Origin of the sequence: Moorena sp. SIO3B2 (assembly GCF_010692525.1) — a bacterium.
Lineage (GTDB): Bacteria > Cyanobacteriota > Cyanobacteriia > Cyanobacteriales > Coleofasciculaceae > Moorena > Moorena producens.
Window position 1 is genome coordinate 1 of record NZ_JAAHHE010000044.1, and the last position, 16,691, is coordinate 16,691.

A 16,691-nucleotide genomic window follows, 5' to 3' on the forward strand; every position below is an offset into this window, starting at 1 on the left:
CCAGCTTGGTTTGGTGGATCGAACTGACTACCTGCCCGAATAAATAGACGGCTGGCAATGATATCAGCAGCAGCATTTTCAACTACTATCACCACGATGCCATTATCTAGCACTGTGCGATGGATATTCTGTTGTTGCTTTAGTGTGATATTAGGCATGATGGTCTTAGGTCTTAGGCTTGATAGTCTTAGGTCTTAGGAAAATTGTAAATTCCAAATTTTAAATGCACGAATTCCCACTTTTACTACATGCCTTTGTGAGGAGTTACTACCTTTAATGAGTTACGATCTAAGCTATCCTTTTGAGGATTGTGATAGCTTAGGTAATAGGTATAAATATACCGAATCCCCTAAGTTAATTACATCTAAATATCTCAGCTTTTGAATCTAAAAATGAGTTACGATCTAAGCTATACTGTTGAGGATTGTGATAGCATAGCGATGGGGATAAAGATACCGCTGGGCTAATTGCATTACGTCATTAGCTGTTAGCTTTTGAATCTCAAGCGGATAACTATAGGCTGCTTCTGCTGTAGCAATAGTGCTGTAGTAACCATACAAACCAGCAAGTTGACCAGCAGATTCTGTGGAAAAAATATAGTCGTTATAGAGCTGACGTTGACAGCGTTTGATTTCTGTGCTTGACACTGGTGTCTGTTGCAATTGCCACAGGTGTTCCCTAATTATTGCTTCTACCTGTTCCAGGTATTCGGGTTCTAGGTAGGCGGTAATAGTAAACAAACTCGAATCACGCTGTAGAGAGAAACTACTACCAATGTCTTGCACTAATTGTTTCTCTTCCCTTAATTCTCTTACCAAGCGAGAAGAGCGTCCATCAGCCAGGAGCACAGACAGTAAATCCAAACCACAGGCATCCCCAAGCTGATCTATCCCTGGTCCGTGCCAAGCCATCAATAGACGTGCGTGTTCCAGGCGAGGCAAATTTAGTTCCTGACGTCTAATTCCGATAAATGGTGGTTCAGCTATCACCTCTGGTTTAGGACAATCAGTGGGGGAAGCAAAATCTTGAAATGACTGGTCAACTATAGTTAATGCTGATTCTTGGTCAATATCACCTACAATCACCACAGTCATATTTTCCGGCTGGTAATGGCATTGGTGGAAACAGCGCATTTGTTGGGGAGAGTGAGCCATCAAATCCGCTTCCGTACCCAGAATCGGTCTGCCATAGGGGTGACGTTGGTAAACGCTCTCAGAAAGAGCCTGAAATCCCACCCAATCAGGATTATCGTAGCTGCCACGAATTTCTTCTAACACCACACACCGTTCCCGGACAAATTCTTCTTCAGGAATAGCAGGATGCAAGAGTAATTCTGCCAAGGGAGGCAGGGTCTGTTTTAAGTACTCAGAAGCACTGGTTACGAAAAAATGAGCAAAGTCATGGCTAGTAGCGGCATTCGTTACACCACCGTGGCTTTCAATCACATAGTCAAACACACCAGGAGCAATGGTCTCGGTGCCCTTAAAAATCATGTGTTCCAAGAAGTGAGCCATGCCAGACCATTCTTGTGGTTCTGCGATCGCACCAGCACCAACCCACACATCGGCCACTACTACTGGTGTAGCGCTTAGGTATTGATGAATGACATTCAAGCCATTGGTCAGTTTGAAAACACTAGCAGGAAACTTTATTTGAGGCAGGGGCTCAGATAACAATGCTTCTAATCTCAATGTGTAACTTCTTACATGATATTACTTAAGGTTAATTTAGGTTAACCCAGTGTTAAAGATCATGTTTGCTACTTCACAGTTCTCCTAACTAAGTGCCAGGACTGTGTACCTGAATCAGAGCCCCATCAGCAGTATAGATTTCCATACGGATTTCAGAATTATAGCTAATCCCTTTGAGGGCATCTTCTAACGTCAATACGTGATTCACGATGCCAGCTTGAGCCTCTACATCACCTCTGACTTGAGCCGTAATCGCTGTTTGTCTGACCTGATACATATAAGTCGGTGTTAATTCTACTTTAATCAGACTTTCATCAATGGTGTAATTACAAACTCGAGTTTCCCCAGTACAGATTTGTTCAAGATCACCACCAATTTGTTTTAACTTTACCTGCAACTGCAACTTGCTTTGAACTGCCTTAAGGGCGTTTTGATAAGGCTCAATTAAAGACTGTGCATTTTTGTGGTAGTATGTGGAGTTTGGAACTTGCTTCACGTAAGTTAAAGCGTTGCGCCAATGAATCGCAGCCACCGACCATTGTTGCTTTCCCTGAGCCTTTTGAGCTAACTGAGCCAGACGTAGTCCCTGATTGTAGGCGTTGGTAGCAATTTTTTCCTGGGTTTTGCGATCGCGCGCCCTGGCCAGATTAGTTTTATAGAATTCCTCCAGTCGTTGCTTGTCCTCTTCAACGGTTGTTCCTTGAGGAATTTTGTTCAGACGGTCTAATGCGGTTTTCCAAGTACTATAGACTAGTTGCCATTCCTCTAAAGTCTGGGCTACACCCTGACGAGCTTGGGCAATCTGAGCCGCTTTCTTAGCTGCTTTCATAATCTGACTCGCCTGTCTTTCTTTGACTAATCGCCGATTAACTTCGTCTAAATTGACCTTATATAGCTTAATTTTCTGTTGCGCTATAGCATTAAGGCTACTCTCCTTAGGCATTTGTTCAAGGCGGGCAATTGCCTCTCGCCACAGTTTTTGAATTGCAATCCACTTTGATGCCTTATGGGGAGGATTTTTCCCTTTATGACCTGCCCTAGCCGCCATTTGCATGGCTGTCACTAACTGATCTAGGTCTTTACCTCTGATTTGATAGGCTTGGAGCAATCCTTGTGCTGTGTCATGCTTCATTGACCAAAACGGAATTGCTTTGAGTCCTTCAATCGCTGTCTTTAATTGCTTCTGAGCTTCGAGAATGTCCTTTCCCGATTTAGGTTTTTTGAGGGTGTCTGCTGACTTTTTACTCAATAGCTGAGCTTCATTGAGTACAGTACAAGACCCAAATACGCAGGGACGGGTAAAAACATAAAAGCCGCCGGTTAAAAATACTAGACCCAATCCCATGCCCACCACCACCAACAAAAGAAACGTACTTTTAGAATTTCCTTCATCGGGTTGTAGTGTTTCAGGGAATGGCTCATCGGTTTGAGCCTCGGGATCAGAAAGTGGTTCGTCCCAAGGGTGGGCTGCAACGTCAGAATCCATTGATTGATCGTTGCTGTGGTTAGACTCAGGGGTGAACTGGTTAGAATCCATTGCCTGTAGCAGGAGGAAAGCCAGGGATACCAAAAAAGGTACTTAATCTTAACCCAAAATATACTCCTATGCTTCCAGTGGTTAGGCAGGAATTGGTGAGATATTAAGGCAACAGTGAGGAATTATAGGGGTTAGGGGGGAATTTTGAAGAATCAAAGAAGCAAGGAGTGACATCCTCGACCACCATAATCTTTGATTCGGTCTAGACTTCCCACCTTACGATTAGACATTCCTAGATCGGGACTTATCTAGAACGATGAACAAACACCTGCCCTAATCTGGAGTTATGAACTAGTAACTTCTATAATAGACATCTCCAGAAACTCGGTTTTGACCCAGGCAGTGCAAGGGTTTGAGGTTAATTTTTGGAGATGTCTAATAGATGAATAACTAAGTGATGGCGTTTAAAGCGATCGACACCTGCTTCCCTTCTACCTATCCTACCTAGGGGCTACTGGGGGAATAATTTTGCTGTTTTTAATGACCAATTTAAGGATCCGTCAGCTGGTAGACGCTTTCACCGAAGTGTTTCTACAGCATTGACCAAGTGGCAAAAGATTTGAAACGTCGTGGTTAGGATTGTTCGCGAATCATGCATCTGTTATAATACCAGGCTAAAGAATTATTCCGTGAGATTGGCATTCCGGTTTTGCCTGCTCAACGCATTGACCATCCTACCGACATCAAGGGATTAGAGATTCCCTATCCGGTGGTGCTCAAATCTCAAGTCTCTACTTATGGAGACAACCCAGCTCGTCGGATCCGGTGTGTAGAGCAATTGATTCGTCACCCCATCACCCGTTGGTCGGATTTACATCATACTTTGCATACTACAAACTGACATGGGGAATGTGGGTTATAACCTGTAACCTACAACCTGTAACTAACAACCTACAACCTGTAACCTACAACCTGTAACCTTGTTGAGCCTAGTTTTTTGCAAAGTATCGTTAAGCGGGCTGGAATTTGGTTGAGATTGTTTACTAGAAAACAATCCTTTGGGAATAAATCGATAAAATAGAGGATGTAGGGTTTATGATAAGACCCAACTAATCGTCGTTTTCAACTGACCTAGTTTAAATTTCAATTAATTTATGGAAATTAGTGGCTCATCTGCCAACTCTTCTGACCCTCACCCATATAGATGGGCAGAAGTCTTGGGTACGGTAATTGCGCTGTTGACCTTAACATTACCTTTGTTGATCATCGCTTACTACTCTTCTTCAAATAACTACGTTAATGTTTTGCCACAAACCCCCTACTCGCCTACGACGAGAATAGAAAATTGACATACAAGTTTTTTAGATAACCAAAGCACAATATGTGGGTGCGCTGATTTAAAAACCTTCAATAGCTGAGGTGTAATATAAAATGCCAGCGTCATGTCTCCTAGGCAATGGCGTAAGGGGGATTCTGTGAAATCTCAGCTTTATAGAAAGTTTAAGTTGAATGGTATATCACTTGCCTTGGCTCCTTGATGATAGTTAAAAGGAACAAGGAAAAGGAGAAAGGGGAAAGAGAGGAGATTGGTGTCGTCTCTTTCACCGAGGCTACCTCTTATCAAGCAAAGGGAAGGGAGACAAGGGAAAACCATCAACAATGAACAACAATGAACAATTACCAGTCTCCTTCGCTATATGCCAGCTTAAGTCGGTAGCCTTCACCCATAACCTTTCACTTTTCACTTTAACTAAATCTCTAGGTCAAAAAAACCTTTAATTTAAAGAGACTGAAAAAAATCTAACTAGAAAATAAAAGAGTTTGTAAAGTTGCGGAATTTACCGGTTTAGGGATTGAAAATTATGTCAATGTGCGTAAAGATTAGTTTCGCCTAACTCCATCTTTGGGCGTATTCCCAAAATGATTTTCATCCCAAAAGGATTCTGGCAACACTTAACCAATTTAGGTTTACTGACTTTGGTTTACCTTGGGCTGGCAAACTTAGTCCATGGATTGATTGGAGGAAATACATTAGTACCACCAGTTTGGTCTCCCGCAGGAGTTACCCAAGCAACCGTATTACTACTAAGGGAGCATCTTTGGTGGTTAACCGAACAACAAGGAGTTTTGCCATCGGTTTCTTGGGGACAATTTTTCTGGACTGTGTCGGCTCAGAGGTTCTGGCCAGTTTCTGTAATCACTGCTCTCGGCTATATCTTGTCAGTATTGCTCTCGATAGGATTGGCACTGTTGTGGCAGCTTCGTCCTTCCCTAGAACGGCGACGAGATGTATTGGGTTTCCTAGGGGTGTCGATGGTTGCCACACTCATCGCTCCGACTGTCAGTCTAACTCACTTACACCTGAGTGGTGAATTTGATGGTAGGAATTTCGGGGGGATGTGGTGGAAATGGTGGTTAGGGGACTTAATGGTGGTTTTAGTCGTAGTACCAGTGTTTTTAGTTTGGTGCTACCTAGTGAAGGAGTTGAAGGTTGGCAGGTTGTTCGCGTTCGCGCAGCGTCGGCTTTGCCGAAAGCGTGGCCAATTGGCCAAGGTTGAGAAGGTTGAACAGTCAACCCAAACTAACCTCCAACTGTCTAACCAACAACCGTTAACCCCTCAAGCAAGCATAAAGATCAAGCAAATTATTTTGGCAGCTATCTGGCTGATTTCACTGTTGACAGTGAGTTGGGCAGTGTTTGGGTCGGACATTGCGCCAGAAATGGCAACCTATCCCCTCGCCTGCTTGACATTTCCCTGGCTGATTTGGGCTACCCTCCAATTTGGTCAACGCCTCACCACCCTAGGCTGCTTGATGGTATCGAGTATTGCCATTGTAGGAACCAGTCTGGGTACCGGACCGTTTCTTGCCAGCACCGGGGACTTGAGTGAAGCAGTTCCCCTGCTACAGGTTTTCATGATACTGATGGCGACAATCGCTTTATTCTTGGCAGCGATTACATCAGAACGAAACTCGGCGGCAGAGTTGTTACTCTTAAGCGTTGCCAAATACCGCAGCATATTCGAGAATGCTGTCGAGGGCATTTGTCAGACCACACCTGACGGAAGCTATATCAGTGCTAACCCGGCACTAGCGAGAATATATGGCTATCAATCACCGGAAGAACTAGTAGCAAGTGTCACCGATATTGCCCACCAACTTTACGTTGACCCTCAACGCCGGGCAGATTTGCTTCTACAGCTACAGGAAGATGGTGTTGTTTCAGGGTTTGAAGCACAGATTTATCAAAAAGATGGTAGTATAATCTGGATTTCCAAAAACGTGCGGGCTATCCGCGATAGTAGTAACTTTCTACTCTACTACGAAGCTACAGTTGAGGAGATCACAGAGCGCAAGCACGCTCAAGACGCACTCCTTTACCAAAATGAACGGCTGGAATATCAATTTCAAGAGCGAACAGCTACCCTGAGGCAGCTCAATCGACAATTAATCGCGGAGGTTCTTGAACACAAGCGCATTGAGGATGCGCTTAGGGAGAGTGAGGAACGGTTTGCTCTGGCTATTCAAGCCAACACCAACGGACTCTTTGAAATCAACCTGAAGACCTATGATCATTACTACTCACCCCAATTTCTCAGCCTGATTGGCTACCCATTGGATCAAGATGGACCGACCATTAATGAATTACTGGCACTGATTCATCTTGAGGATCAAGATCAGGTGAAAGCCATCCTAGATAACCTATGTACTGGACGAAGTTCTCAGCGATGCAGCGCGGTCTTGGGGGTTTCCCCCATGAGCGACTGCATCAAGAAGTGGAAACAAAAGTTTCGTCTGCTGCGCACAGATGGCTCAATTTCCTGGATTCTCTCCACTGGTCTGGTGATCACAGATGATAACGGTGAAGTGGTTCGTCTAGTTGGCACCTTTACTGACATTACTGATAGCCAGAGAGTTAAAGCCTTGTTAGCTGGACAAAATCGTATCCTGGAAATGATTACCCAGTGGGAGAAGCTGCCAGATGTACTAGACCGACTAGCTCGGTTGATTGAGGAGCAATTGCCCAAGATTAGGTGTGCTTTCTTGCTGGTGGACAAAAATGGGGTTAATCTGCGTCATACTGCCGCTCCCAGCCTTCCAGAATCCTACATTCAGGCGATTGATGGTATGGTTATTGCTCCATATATGGGTTGCTGTGGCACTGCCGCCTATTGGCGAGAATCGGTCATGGTTAAGGATATTGCCACTCATCCCCTGTGTGGAAGTATCAGGGATTTGGCACTCTCCCACAATCTCAGAGCGTGTTGGTCTATCCCCATTTTGTCCACTCAAGGGACGGTGCTAGGCACCTTCTCAACCTATTACACTGAACCTCATACCCCAAACCCCGAAGAGCAAGAACTGGCGGATAAAGCCACCCAACTAGCTAGAATTGCCATTGAGCGCTCTGTGGCACAGGAGGATGTGCTCCGTACAAATGCCATGCTCAAAGCGCAACAAGAAGCTGCCATTGATGGAATTTTAGTGGTTGATGAAAATTTTCGGGTGGTTTCCTACAACCACCGTTTCTCTGACTTGTGGCAGACTCCAGAACAATTGTTTGAAACCAATGATATTCAAGAATTGCTCAAGCAGGTGAGTTCTCAACTGAAGCATCCCGAAGAATTTCTAGCTCAGGTGGACTATCTCCAAGCTCATCCCAAAACAACGAACTACGATGAACTTTTAATCAAGGATGGGCGTATTTTTGACTTTTATTCAGCACCAGTGCTCACGAGTGGTGGGGATTACTATGGTAGAATATTCTGCAACCGAGATATCACTGAACGCAAGCTATCAGAGGCAAAACTACGGCAGGCGGAACAGAAGTATCGCAAGTTAGTTGAGTCAGCTGGTGATGCCATTCTGATGGCAGATGCGGAAACCGGAATCATCCTGGAAGCCAATCAGATGGCGGAACAGATGCTGGGCCGTCGGAGAGCTGAAATTATTGGCTTGCATCAGAGTCAGATTATTCCACGAGAACGATTCAAAGCCTACTCCCAAAGTTTCCAGCAACATGTGGAGGCAGGGGGTGTATTTCAAGAAGAACTGGAATTACTGCATCAAGTTGGTACAACGGTGCCTGTAGAAGTTAGTGCCACTACTTTAGAGCTGCAAGGCAAGACAGTTGTGCAGGGAATTTTTCGAGACATTAGCGATCGCAAACAGGCAGAACAGGCGTTGAAGCAGGCTAAAGTTGACGCGGAAGTAGCCAATCGGGCTAAGAGTGAATTTGTAGCCAACATGAGCCATGAATTACGTACCCCCCTTAACGGCATTTTAGGTTATGCCCAAATCCTCCAAGAGGAACCTAATCTGAGCGCTACGCAAAAAGAGCAGCTCAGTATTATTCAGCAAAGTGGTCAGCATCTGTTAACCCTACTCAATGACATCCTGGATCTATCAAAAATCGAAGCCATAAAAATGGAACTGGATGTCAGAGATTTTCAGTTTCCCAAGTTTCTGGAAGGTATTGTGGAAATTGTGGTGATCAGTGCTAAACAAAAAAACCTTTCATTCCGTTACGAATTCCTTTCGCCCCTGCCTGAATTTGTCAAGGGTGATGAAATAAGACTGCGACAAGTTCTGATGAACCTTTTGGGAAATGCTGTCAAATTTACAGATACTGGCGGGGTAACCTTTAAAGTTGGTTATTTGGGGTGTTCAGAGTTGAACGTTGATCGGTCTTTAACCGAAAAGCAAGGTACTCAAAAAATGCGCTTTGTCATAGCAGACACTGGCATTGGTATCCCACCAAAACAACTAGCAGAAATATTTTTGCCATTCCATCAAGTGGGTAACACTGACCGTCAGGTTAATGGTACAGGCTTAGGACTATCGATTAGTAAACGTTTAGCGGAATTAATGGGTAGTGAATTAAAGGTGAAAAGCACTGTCGGTCAAGGTAGTATTTTTTGGCTAGATTTAGATTTACCAGACGTTTCCCAGGAACAACAAGGAGGACAAGGAATTGTAGAATCCACTAAGGAAGAGAAAGCTGAAGACGTTATGCCTGTAGCTCCATCGCCAGAGAAAATCTCCGTTCTGTATGAACTCGCCATCATCGGTGATATTAGAGGGATCCAAGAGGAAGCTAATTTGATTGAACAGTTGGATGATAAATTCATCCCCTTTGCTCAAAACTTGCGTCAATTATCAAAAGGCTTTCAAGAAAGACAAATACTGGAATTTGTTAGGAATTACATGGATAAAAAAGACCGCGAAGCTCATGGTCAATCAAAGGATTAAAAAAAATATAAAGTTATTAAAAAATAAATTATATATCTTTAAAATAACTAGCCATTTAAATGATGATTTAAGCCATGAATAAGTTATTATAGTTTTAAAGGTTATAGTTTTAAGGTTTATAGTTTTAAGGGCTTATTTATTTTTTGTGAGATGATATCAGATTATTTGGGCTCTTATTAATTAGCCATTGCTTAGCGAAAAAAAAACCAATAATAAGTTCATGTAATTATGAATATTTACTCAGTAACTCAAGCTAATAATCATTCCTATTCCAGCCAAATAACCCTAACCGAGAGCTATAATAAAATTGGCTATAAAGGTGTAATTGTGATTGTTGATGATAGTCCGACTAATTTAGGGGTGATGTTTGAGTTGTTGAGCAATTCTGGCTTCAAAGTCTTAGTCGCTCAAGATGGCTATAGTGCCCTCCAGAAAGTCAACTATACTCAACCGGATCTAATCTTACTGGATATTATGATGCCCGGAATTGATGGGTTTGAAACTTGCCGTCGCTTGAAAGCTCAAGAGTCAACTAGAGACATCCCAGTTATTTTTCTGACGGCTCGTACTGATACTCTCGACAAAGTTAAAGGTTTCAAACTCGGTGCAGTAGATTATCTCACCAAACCAGTGCAGCAGGAAGAAGTAAGAGCGAGAGTCAACACTCACTTGAAACTCGGGCGTTTACAAAAGCAACTACAAGAACAAAATTTTCAGCTGCAACAGGAAATCAAGCAGAAACAAGAAGCTGAGCATAAATATCGCAGTATCTTTGAAAATGCCAATGAAGGCATTTGTCAAGTTACACCAGAAGGACAATTTATCACCGCTAATCCAGCACTCGCAAGTATTTTGGGCTATCAGTCGCCAGAACAACTGATTAATCAAGTCACGGATATTGGGAAACAACTCTACCTCGCACCGATGCGTCGTGACGATATATTAGCCCTAATCCACAAAGAAGAAACGTTATCAGACGTTGAGTCCGAAGTCTATCGGAAAGATGGTATGGTAATTTGGATTTCGGAAAATATACGAGCAGTCAGAGACAATTTTGGTGATTTACTCTACTACGAAGGCACAGTTAGCGACATTACAGAGCGTAAAAAAGCTGAAGATGAACTTCGTCGTGCCCGAACCCAAGCTGAGCTTTTGCTGCTTAATATCTTGCCCCAACCGGTCGCAGAACAGTTAAAAAAAGGAGAACGTACCCTGGCAGAAAGTTTTGAAGATGTCACCGTTTTGTTTGCTGATTTAGTTGACTTTACCAAACTCTCAACCCAAACCTCTCCCACCGAACTGGTCGAAATTCTCAATGTAATTTTCTCAGAGTTTGACCAACTAGCTGAGGAGCATGGTGTCGAAAAAATCAAGACGATTGGTGATGCTTATATGGCTGTTGCCGGTCTGCCAAAACCCTGCAATTATCATGCGGACGCGATCGCTAAAATGGCATTGGATATGCAAAAATTAATTGCGCAGTACAATGCTCAAACGAATCAAAATTTCCGTCTCAGGATTGGCATCAACAGTGGACCAGTGGTGGCTGGGGTAATTGGAATCAAAAAATTTAGCTATGATTTGTGGGGTGATACCGTAAATATGGCTAGCCGTATGGAATCTCAGGGTATACCAGGTAGCATTCAGGTTACAGTTAGGACCTATGAGAAATTAAAAGATAAGTACCGGTTTGATAAACGGGAACCGTTTGAAGTCAAAGGAAAAGGGAAAATGACTACTTATCTGCTCACAGGTCCTAAAGCAATGGGTAATGGGTAATGGGTAATGGGTAACTGACCTAACTATATTTGACTGAACCCTTGACGGATTTCTTTAGTTCAGCCTTTAGTTCAGCAGTTCAGCAACAAGGTAAATTAAACTAACCCATGGAAAAACGACCCAGATTGAGCAACCTGTGCTACTATCTGGGAAAATCCTCCTAGCTGAGATCACCAATGGGTAAGGTTCTGGTGTTAAACGCCTCCTATGAGCCGCTCAACATCACCAACTGGCGACGGGCAGTTGTCTTGTTGATCAAGGGTAAGGCAGAGCGTATCGAACATAACGGCAAATACGTTTACGCAGATTTTCCACTGCCTACAGTGATTAGACTGCGCCATTACGTACGGGTACCCTACAAAGAGATTCCCCTTACCCGTCGTAACATCCTGCACCGTGATGGTCACTCTTGTCAATACTGCGGCTACAGTGGTGATGACTTAACCTTAGATCATGTGATTCCTCGTTCTCGCCATGGAGGTGAGTCCTGGGAAAATATTGTTACAGCTTGCGTGCGCTGCAACGTCAAAAAAGGGAATCGCACCCCCAAAGAAGCCAACATGATGTTGCAAACCCAACCCCGGAGACCTTATAGTAGTCTCCACTTTGAAATTGCTAAACACTTAAAAACTGGACGGCATCAGGAATGGCGGAAGTATGTGATTGGTGCCTAGTCTGCTAACTCATGCCACGACTAATCAAGCCAAAAGGGGGTTGACCAATGGCTAATGACTAATGACTAATGGCTAATGACTGATGACTAAATAACTAATGACTAACAATTTACTTAACAGTGGTGCATCTAGCTTAGATTCAGAACAGGTTGATGCTAAAGCGCAACCGTCATCTACTCAAGATCTAAATCCCTTCGTGGGAAATTCCCAAACAAAAAGGCGGCAGTCGGCTACATCAGGTTCAAAAGTACATTCAAAAGTACAACAGTTGCAGGAGACTCTAGAGCGTCACCAACATGAGCGGCAACTGATCATCCTACAAGATTTCCCTGACCCAGATGCTCTCTCTAGCGCTTGGGCTTACCAGCTGATTGCCCAGCAGTATAATATCCAATGCGATATTGTCTATGCTGGTACCCTCTCTCACCAGGAAAACATTGCCCTGGTTAAGCTGACTGGTTTACCAGCCAAACGCTGGAGTGTCGAGACCACAAAAAATCAAGATTTATCGGTGTATCAGGGCTATGTGCTGATTGATAACCAGGGTACAACCACCCAGCTATTACCGATTGTTACCGAGGCCAATATTCCTCTAATTGCAATCTTTGATCATCACACTAGTCAAGGGGAGTTGAAAGCAGAATTTATTGACCTTCGTCCTCAAGCAAGAGCAACCGCGACGCTATTAACCCATTACCTTCAGGCTGGGTTACTACAGCTTGATAGTAGCATTAGTGAACACATCAAATGTGCTACAGCCTTGATGCATGGTGTGCGCTCTGATACTAATATGCTGATGCAGGCTCAGGAAGAGGATTTCTTGGCAGCTGGATATCTCAGTCGCTTCTACGACAGTCAACTGCTTAACGCTATACTCAAAACATCCCGATCTCGCCGAGTCATGGATGTGATTGAGCGATCGCTTAAATATCGCATTCTCCAAGATAACTTCTCTATGGCTGGTGTGGGCTATCTTCGCTATGAAGACCGGGATGCTATTCCCCAAGCTGCTGACTTTTTAGTTACTGAAGAAAATGTTCACACTGCTGTGGTTTACGGGATTGTTTACGATGAAGACCAAGAATTAGAAGTGGTGATTGGTTCCTTGAGAACCAATAAGTTAACCCTCGACCCTGATGAATTTATCAAAGAAGCTTTCGGTCAAGACAGTCATGGGCGTTTCTTTGGTGGTGGACGCATGATGGCTGGTGGCTTTGAAATTCCGACGGGATTCTTGAGTAGTTTTAATGACAAATCGGAGTATGCCAAGCTCAAGTGGGAGGTGTTTGATACCCAAGTCAAGCAAAAACTACTGCGGTTAGTTAATCCCGAGGATACGGTTATCTAGACTAACTAATACCAACTGATGAACTCAGGAGTGTTTTCAGTGAGCGCGATCGCATTTTAAGCGAATCTCAACATCAGCCCATGGAACTCTACTTAATTCGCCACGGTATTGCTGCTGAGCGAGGCACCTACCACAACGATCGAGAGCGGCCACTGACCAAAATTGGCCATGAAAAAACTAGTAAAGTAGCAAAAGAGCTCCAGAAACGAGGGCTACATTTTGACCTAATATTGACTAGTCCATTGGTCAGAGCTAAGGAAACCGCTGCTATCCTCCAAGATGTTGGTTTAGGCTCATTGGTTGAAGAGTCAGAGAGTCTCGCTCCTGAGGGTGACATTCACCAATGGCTCAGTTGGCTACAGCAGAGGTGGCGAAAGACTAATGCTCAAAGACGTTTAGCTCTAGTTGGCCATCAACCGGATTTAGCTAATTGGGCGGAAATGTTGGTGTGGGGAGTATCCAATCAAAAACTAGTGCTAAAAAAAGCTGGAGTAATTGGGTTAAAGCTTCCTAATACTGGCAAGCCCTTCGGTCGCAGTGAGCTATTCTTGCTGACCTCACCGAAATGGTTACTATAGCAATGGGGATTTGAGTTGTAAAACTTCTGAAGAGGGGGAAGACAGGCAAGACAGGTAAGAGGGGGAAGAATATCACGATTGGTTCTTTGAGCACAAATTCATCAAGCACAAATTCATCAAGATTGTTGGAGATTGCTATAATATAGTCATTACACTAAAAAGTAATAATCTTTGTAGCACGGAAGACTTAAGCACTAATCTCTGGTAAGTTACCCTGAGATGACTGAAGATTCTGTAGGTAATAACATGATAGCTTGCGAGTACCAGCCAGGTTTAGAAGGCATTCCAGCAGCTCAATCCAGTATCAGCTACGTTGATGGGCAGAAGGGAATACTAGAGTATCGTGGCATTCGGATCGAAGAACTCGCATCAAACAGTACTTTCCTAGAAGCCGCCTATCTACTGATTTGGGGTGAGCTACCTACTAAGAACGAACTTTATGAATTCCAGGAGGACGTTCGCCTCCACCGACGGATCAAGTATAGCATCCGGGACATGATGAAATGTTTTCCAGAAACTGGTCATCCCATGGATGCTCTACAAGCCTCTGCTGCTGCTTTGGGTCTGTTTTACTCCAAACGGGCTCTAGACAATCCAAAATACATTAGGGAAGCCGTGGTTCGGCTGTTGGCTAAGATTCCTACCATGGTAGCAGCATTTAAACAGATGCGCAAAGGGGACGATCCAGTACGCCCTCGGGATGATCTTAGCTATGCAGCTAACTTTCTGTATATGCTCAATGAGCAAGAGCCTACTCCCCTAGAGGCTCATGTCTTTGATGTTTGCCTGACCCTCCATGCCGAACATACTATCAATGCATCTACTTTTTCGGCTCTGGTGACTGCTTCTACTCTTACTGACCCTTATGCAGTAGTGGCATCAGCGGTGGGAACTCTAGCTGGTCCGTTACACGGAGGGGCGAATGAAGAAGTGATTACCATGTTGGAAACCATCGGCTCAGTGGACAATGTCCAGTCTTACTTGGAGGAGCGCTTGCAGCGCAAAGAACGAATTATGGGTTGTGGTCACCGAGTCTATAAGGTAAAAGACCCGCGAGCAACGATACTTCAGAACTTAGCGGAACAACTGTTTAAGGAATCTGGCACAGACAAGTACTACGACATTGCTTTGGAGTTGGAGAAAGCAGTGGAAGAAAAACTGAGCCACAAGGGGATTTATCCCAATGTGGATTTCTATTCTGGCTTAGTTTACCGGAAGCTGGGTATTCCGAGTGACTTGTTTACACCAGTGTTTGCGATCGCACGAGTTGCGGGTTGGCTAGCTCACTGGAAGGAACAGCTAGCAGTCAATCGAATTTTTAGACCTACTCAAGTCTACACTGGCACTCACGATGCTCCCTATATTCCTATGGAAGCTCGTTAGTTGTTAGTCATTACTTATTGGTTATTAGTTATTGGTAATTGGTGATTTTGGCGTGGGTGATTCTTGAGGAAAGTTCCACGAATACTTATGTACTCGGCTCCCTCAGCCAAATGCCTAAGTTTTCGTACCTAGTTTTCCTTGCTTCAAAAGCTGATTGCACCTCAAGTAGCGTGCGCTTCGCGCATATGATCCCCGAAAATAATAATTACCAATTACCAATTACCAATTAACTAATGAAATTTCCGTTAATAAAAAAATTCAATAAATTTATAATTTGGACATTAATAGGAGTGGTGGTATTGGTAGGTTTTAACATTATCATTCCTGCCCCTCGCCATACCCCAAAAACTACCAATAAAATTCAAGGAATTTGGGTAACTCATATTGGTAACAACTTTCTATCCTATACAGGACAAACTGACAATGTATTTCACCAGTTATCTGGTCTGAATTTTAATCGAATTTACGTTGATGTTTATAATGGTGGAACTACCTATCCTAGTAAGTATTCCCTCAAAAATAACCGGATTACCTTACCATTCACCGACCCCCTAAAAGCCGCCATCAAAGAAGGTGAACGTCAAGGATTGAAAATCTATGCTTGGTATGAGCATGGCATGATGCTTCATCTGAATTCAAAATTTGCTAAGCAGCATCCCGATTGGCTCCTAAAGACGTCAACAGGAGAAAAAGCTATCGATCAACATCTGTGGCTAAATCCAAAGCACCCAGATGTTCAACAGTACTTCATTAATTTATTTACTGAAGCTGCAAAGAACTATCCCAATCTCTATGGTATTCAACTAGACGATCATTGGGGCATTCCAACTCAGTTTGGAAATCACGCCAGAGTGATGACAGAATTAACCCGTAAAATTTACCAAGCGGTTAAAAAAATTAACCCTAACTTAATTATATCTCTTTCTCCCAACTCCCCAAGTTTTTCCTACAGAAAATACTCTCAAAATTGGTTGTATTGGTTACGCCAAGGCTTGATTGATGAAGTGATCGTCCAAATTTATCGCCAGACAAGCCAAGAAGTAATCAATACTCTAAAATCTTCTGGTTTACGAGAAGCTAGTTATTACGTTCCGGTAGCGGTAGGTATCTACAGTGGAGAAGTCTATCGCCCTAAGCCCATCAATGAACTCAACAAGCAGATAGCAATAGCCGAAAACTATGGTTATGGTTATTCTCTTTTTTGTTGGGAATCTACCTATAGTCCCTTTCGTGGTGTAAAACCAGAGCACAAAGAAGCGTTTGTTAAAACTTACTTGGGCACAAAGAAGCTTTTTTTTAACCTTATAAGGTTTCTGGAACTATTAGTTTAAGCAGTTAGCTATAGCAAAGGGAACAGCGGATCTGGGAACAGGGAATAGGGAATAGGGAATAGGTAATAAGGAAAAAAAATTTCTGTACCTCATAGCGTTCAGAAACGTTATAGACTGAAGTTCCCCCTTTGACAAAAAGGGCAACCTATGCTGGGTAAGGAATAGCAGATTTTCTGTC

At 43.4% G+C, this 16,691-nt stretch carries 10 protein-coding genes and 2 pseudogenes; 9 read left to right on the forward strand and 3 right to left on the reverse strand.

Going from position 1 to position 16,691, the window contains the following annotated elements; genetic code table 11:
• The 3 genes and pseudogenes from F6K38_RS13215 to F6K38_RS13225 all read right to left on the reverse strand — a co-directional run.
• Nucleotides 1-158 (reverse strand): annotated as a pseudogene (locus F6K38_RS13215) (insulinase family protein); the annotation flags it as partial.
• Between the two features lie 246 nt (nucleotides 159-404).
• Nucleotides 405-1,676: a M16 family metallopeptidase gene (locus tag F6K38_RS13220; protein WP_044495246.1), complete on the reverse strand. Its 1,272-nt coding sequence runs from the start codon at nucleotides 1,674-1,676 to the stop codon at nucleotides 405-407.
• A gap of 103 nt (nucleotides 1,677-1,779) precedes the next feature.
• A complete protein-coding gene (locus F6K38_RS13225; RefSeq protein WP_131827210.1) occupies nucleotides 1,780-3,177 on the reverse strand; it encodes a hypothetical protein in 1,398 nt (465 codons plus the stop codon).
• 685 nt (nucleotides 3,178-3,862) lie between these two features.
• Between F6K38_RS13225 and F6K38_RS13230 the strand changes: the two are divergent.
• The 9 genes and pseudogenes from F6K38_RS13230 to F6K38_RS13270 all read left to right on the forward strand — a co-directional run.
• Nucleotides 3,863-4,012, forward strand: a pseudogene (locus F6K38_RS13230) (succinate--CoA ligase subunit beta); the annotation flags it as partial.
• 310 nt (nucleotides 4,013-4,322) lie between these two features.
• Nucleotides 4,323-4,517 (forward strand): TLTLP motif-containing protein, encoded by a 195-nt coding sequence (locus F6K38_RS13235; protein ID WP_071986960.1) that lies wholly within the window; start codon nucleotides 4,323-4,325, stop codon nucleotides 4,515-4,517.
• 571 nt (nucleotides 4,518-5,088) lie between these two features.
• Entirely contained in the window at nucleotides 5,089-9,420 is a 4,332-nt protein-coding gene (locus tag F6K38_RS13240; protein ID WP_008189677.1) for a PAS domain S-box protein, read from the forward strand.
• 228 nt (nucleotides 9,421-9,648) lie between these two features.
• Entirely contained in the window at nucleotides 9,649-11,199 is a 1,551-nt protein-coding gene (locus tag F6K38_RS13245) for an adenylate/guanylate cyclase domain-containing protein (protein WP_008189675.1), read from the forward strand.
• A gap of 176 nt (nucleotides 11,200-11,375) precedes the next feature.
• Nucleotides 11,376-11,873, forward strand: coding sequence for an HNH endonuclease (locus F6K38_RS13250; RefSeq protein ID WP_008189673.1), 498 nt, complete (start codon nucleotides 11,376-11,378; stop codon nucleotides 11,871-11,873).
• Nucleotides 11,874-11,970: 97 nt separating this feature from the next.
• Nucleotides 11,971-13,221 carry a DHH family phosphoesterase gene (locus tag F6K38_RS13255; RefSeq protein WP_008189671.1) on the forward strand — a complete coding sequence of 417 codons (1,251 nt, stop codon included), beginning with the start codon at nucleotides 11,971-11,973 and terminating at the stop codon, nucleotides 13,219-13,221.
• A gap of 80 nt (nucleotides 13,222-13,301) precedes the next feature.
• The gene (sixA, locus tag F6K38_RS13260) at nucleotides 13,302-13,799 is read left to right on the forward strand and encodes a phosphohistidine phosphatase SixA (RefSeq protein WP_008189668.1); all 498 of its coding nucleotides are present in this window, start codon (nucleotides 13,302-13,304) and stop codon (nucleotides 13,797-13,799) included.
• Between the two features lie 246 nt (nucleotides 13,800-14,045).
• A complete protein-coding gene (locus F6K38_RS13265) occupies nucleotides 14,046-15,182 on the forward strand; it encodes a citrate synthase (protein ID WP_044495241.1) in 1,137 nt (378 codons plus the stop codon).
• Nucleotides 15,183-15,475: 293 nt separating this feature from the next.
• Nucleotides 15,476-16,513, forward strand: a complete 1,038-nt coding sequence (locus F6K38_RS13270) for a glycoside hydrolase family 10-like protein (protein WP_502709578.1) — start codon at nucleotides 15,476-15,478, stop codon at nucleotides 16,511-16,513.
• Nucleotides 16,514-16,691: the final 178 nt, after the last annotated feature.

Bases quoted from the DNA above. Each gene is read 5' to 3' on its own strand.
- F6K38_RS13225 (WP_131827210.1), bottom strand. From the start codon at position 3,177: ATGGATTCTGACGTTGCAGCCCACCCTTGGGACGAACCACTTTCTGAT.
- F6K38_RS13255 (WP_008189671.1), top strand. From the start codon at position 11,971: ATGACTAACAATTTACTTAACAGTGGTGCATCTAGCTTAGATTCAGAA.
- F6K38_RS13245 (WP_008189675.1), top strand. From the start codon at position 9,649: ATGAATATTTACTCAGTAACTCAAGCTAATAATCATTCCTATTCCAGC.
- F6K38_RS13240 (WP_008189677.1), top strand. From the start codon at position 5,089: ATGATTTTCATCCCAAAAGGATTCTGGCAACACTTAACCAATTTAGGT.
- F6K38_RS13265 (WP_044495241.1), top strand. From the start codon at position 14,046: ATGATAGCTTGCGAGTACCAGCCAGGTTTAGAAGGCATTCCAGCAGCT.
- F6K38_RS13250 (WP_008189673.1), top strand. From the start codon at position 11,376: ATGGGTAAGGTTCTGGTGTTAAACGCCTCCTATGAGCCGCTCAACATC.
- sixA (WP_008189668.1), top strand. From the start codon at position 13,302: ATGGAACTCTACTTAATTCGCCACGGTATTGCTGCTGAGCGAGGCACC.
- F6K38_RS13235 (WP_071986960.1), top strand. From the start codon at position 4,323: ATGGAAATTAGTGGCTCATCTGCCAACTCTTCTGACCCTCACCCATAT.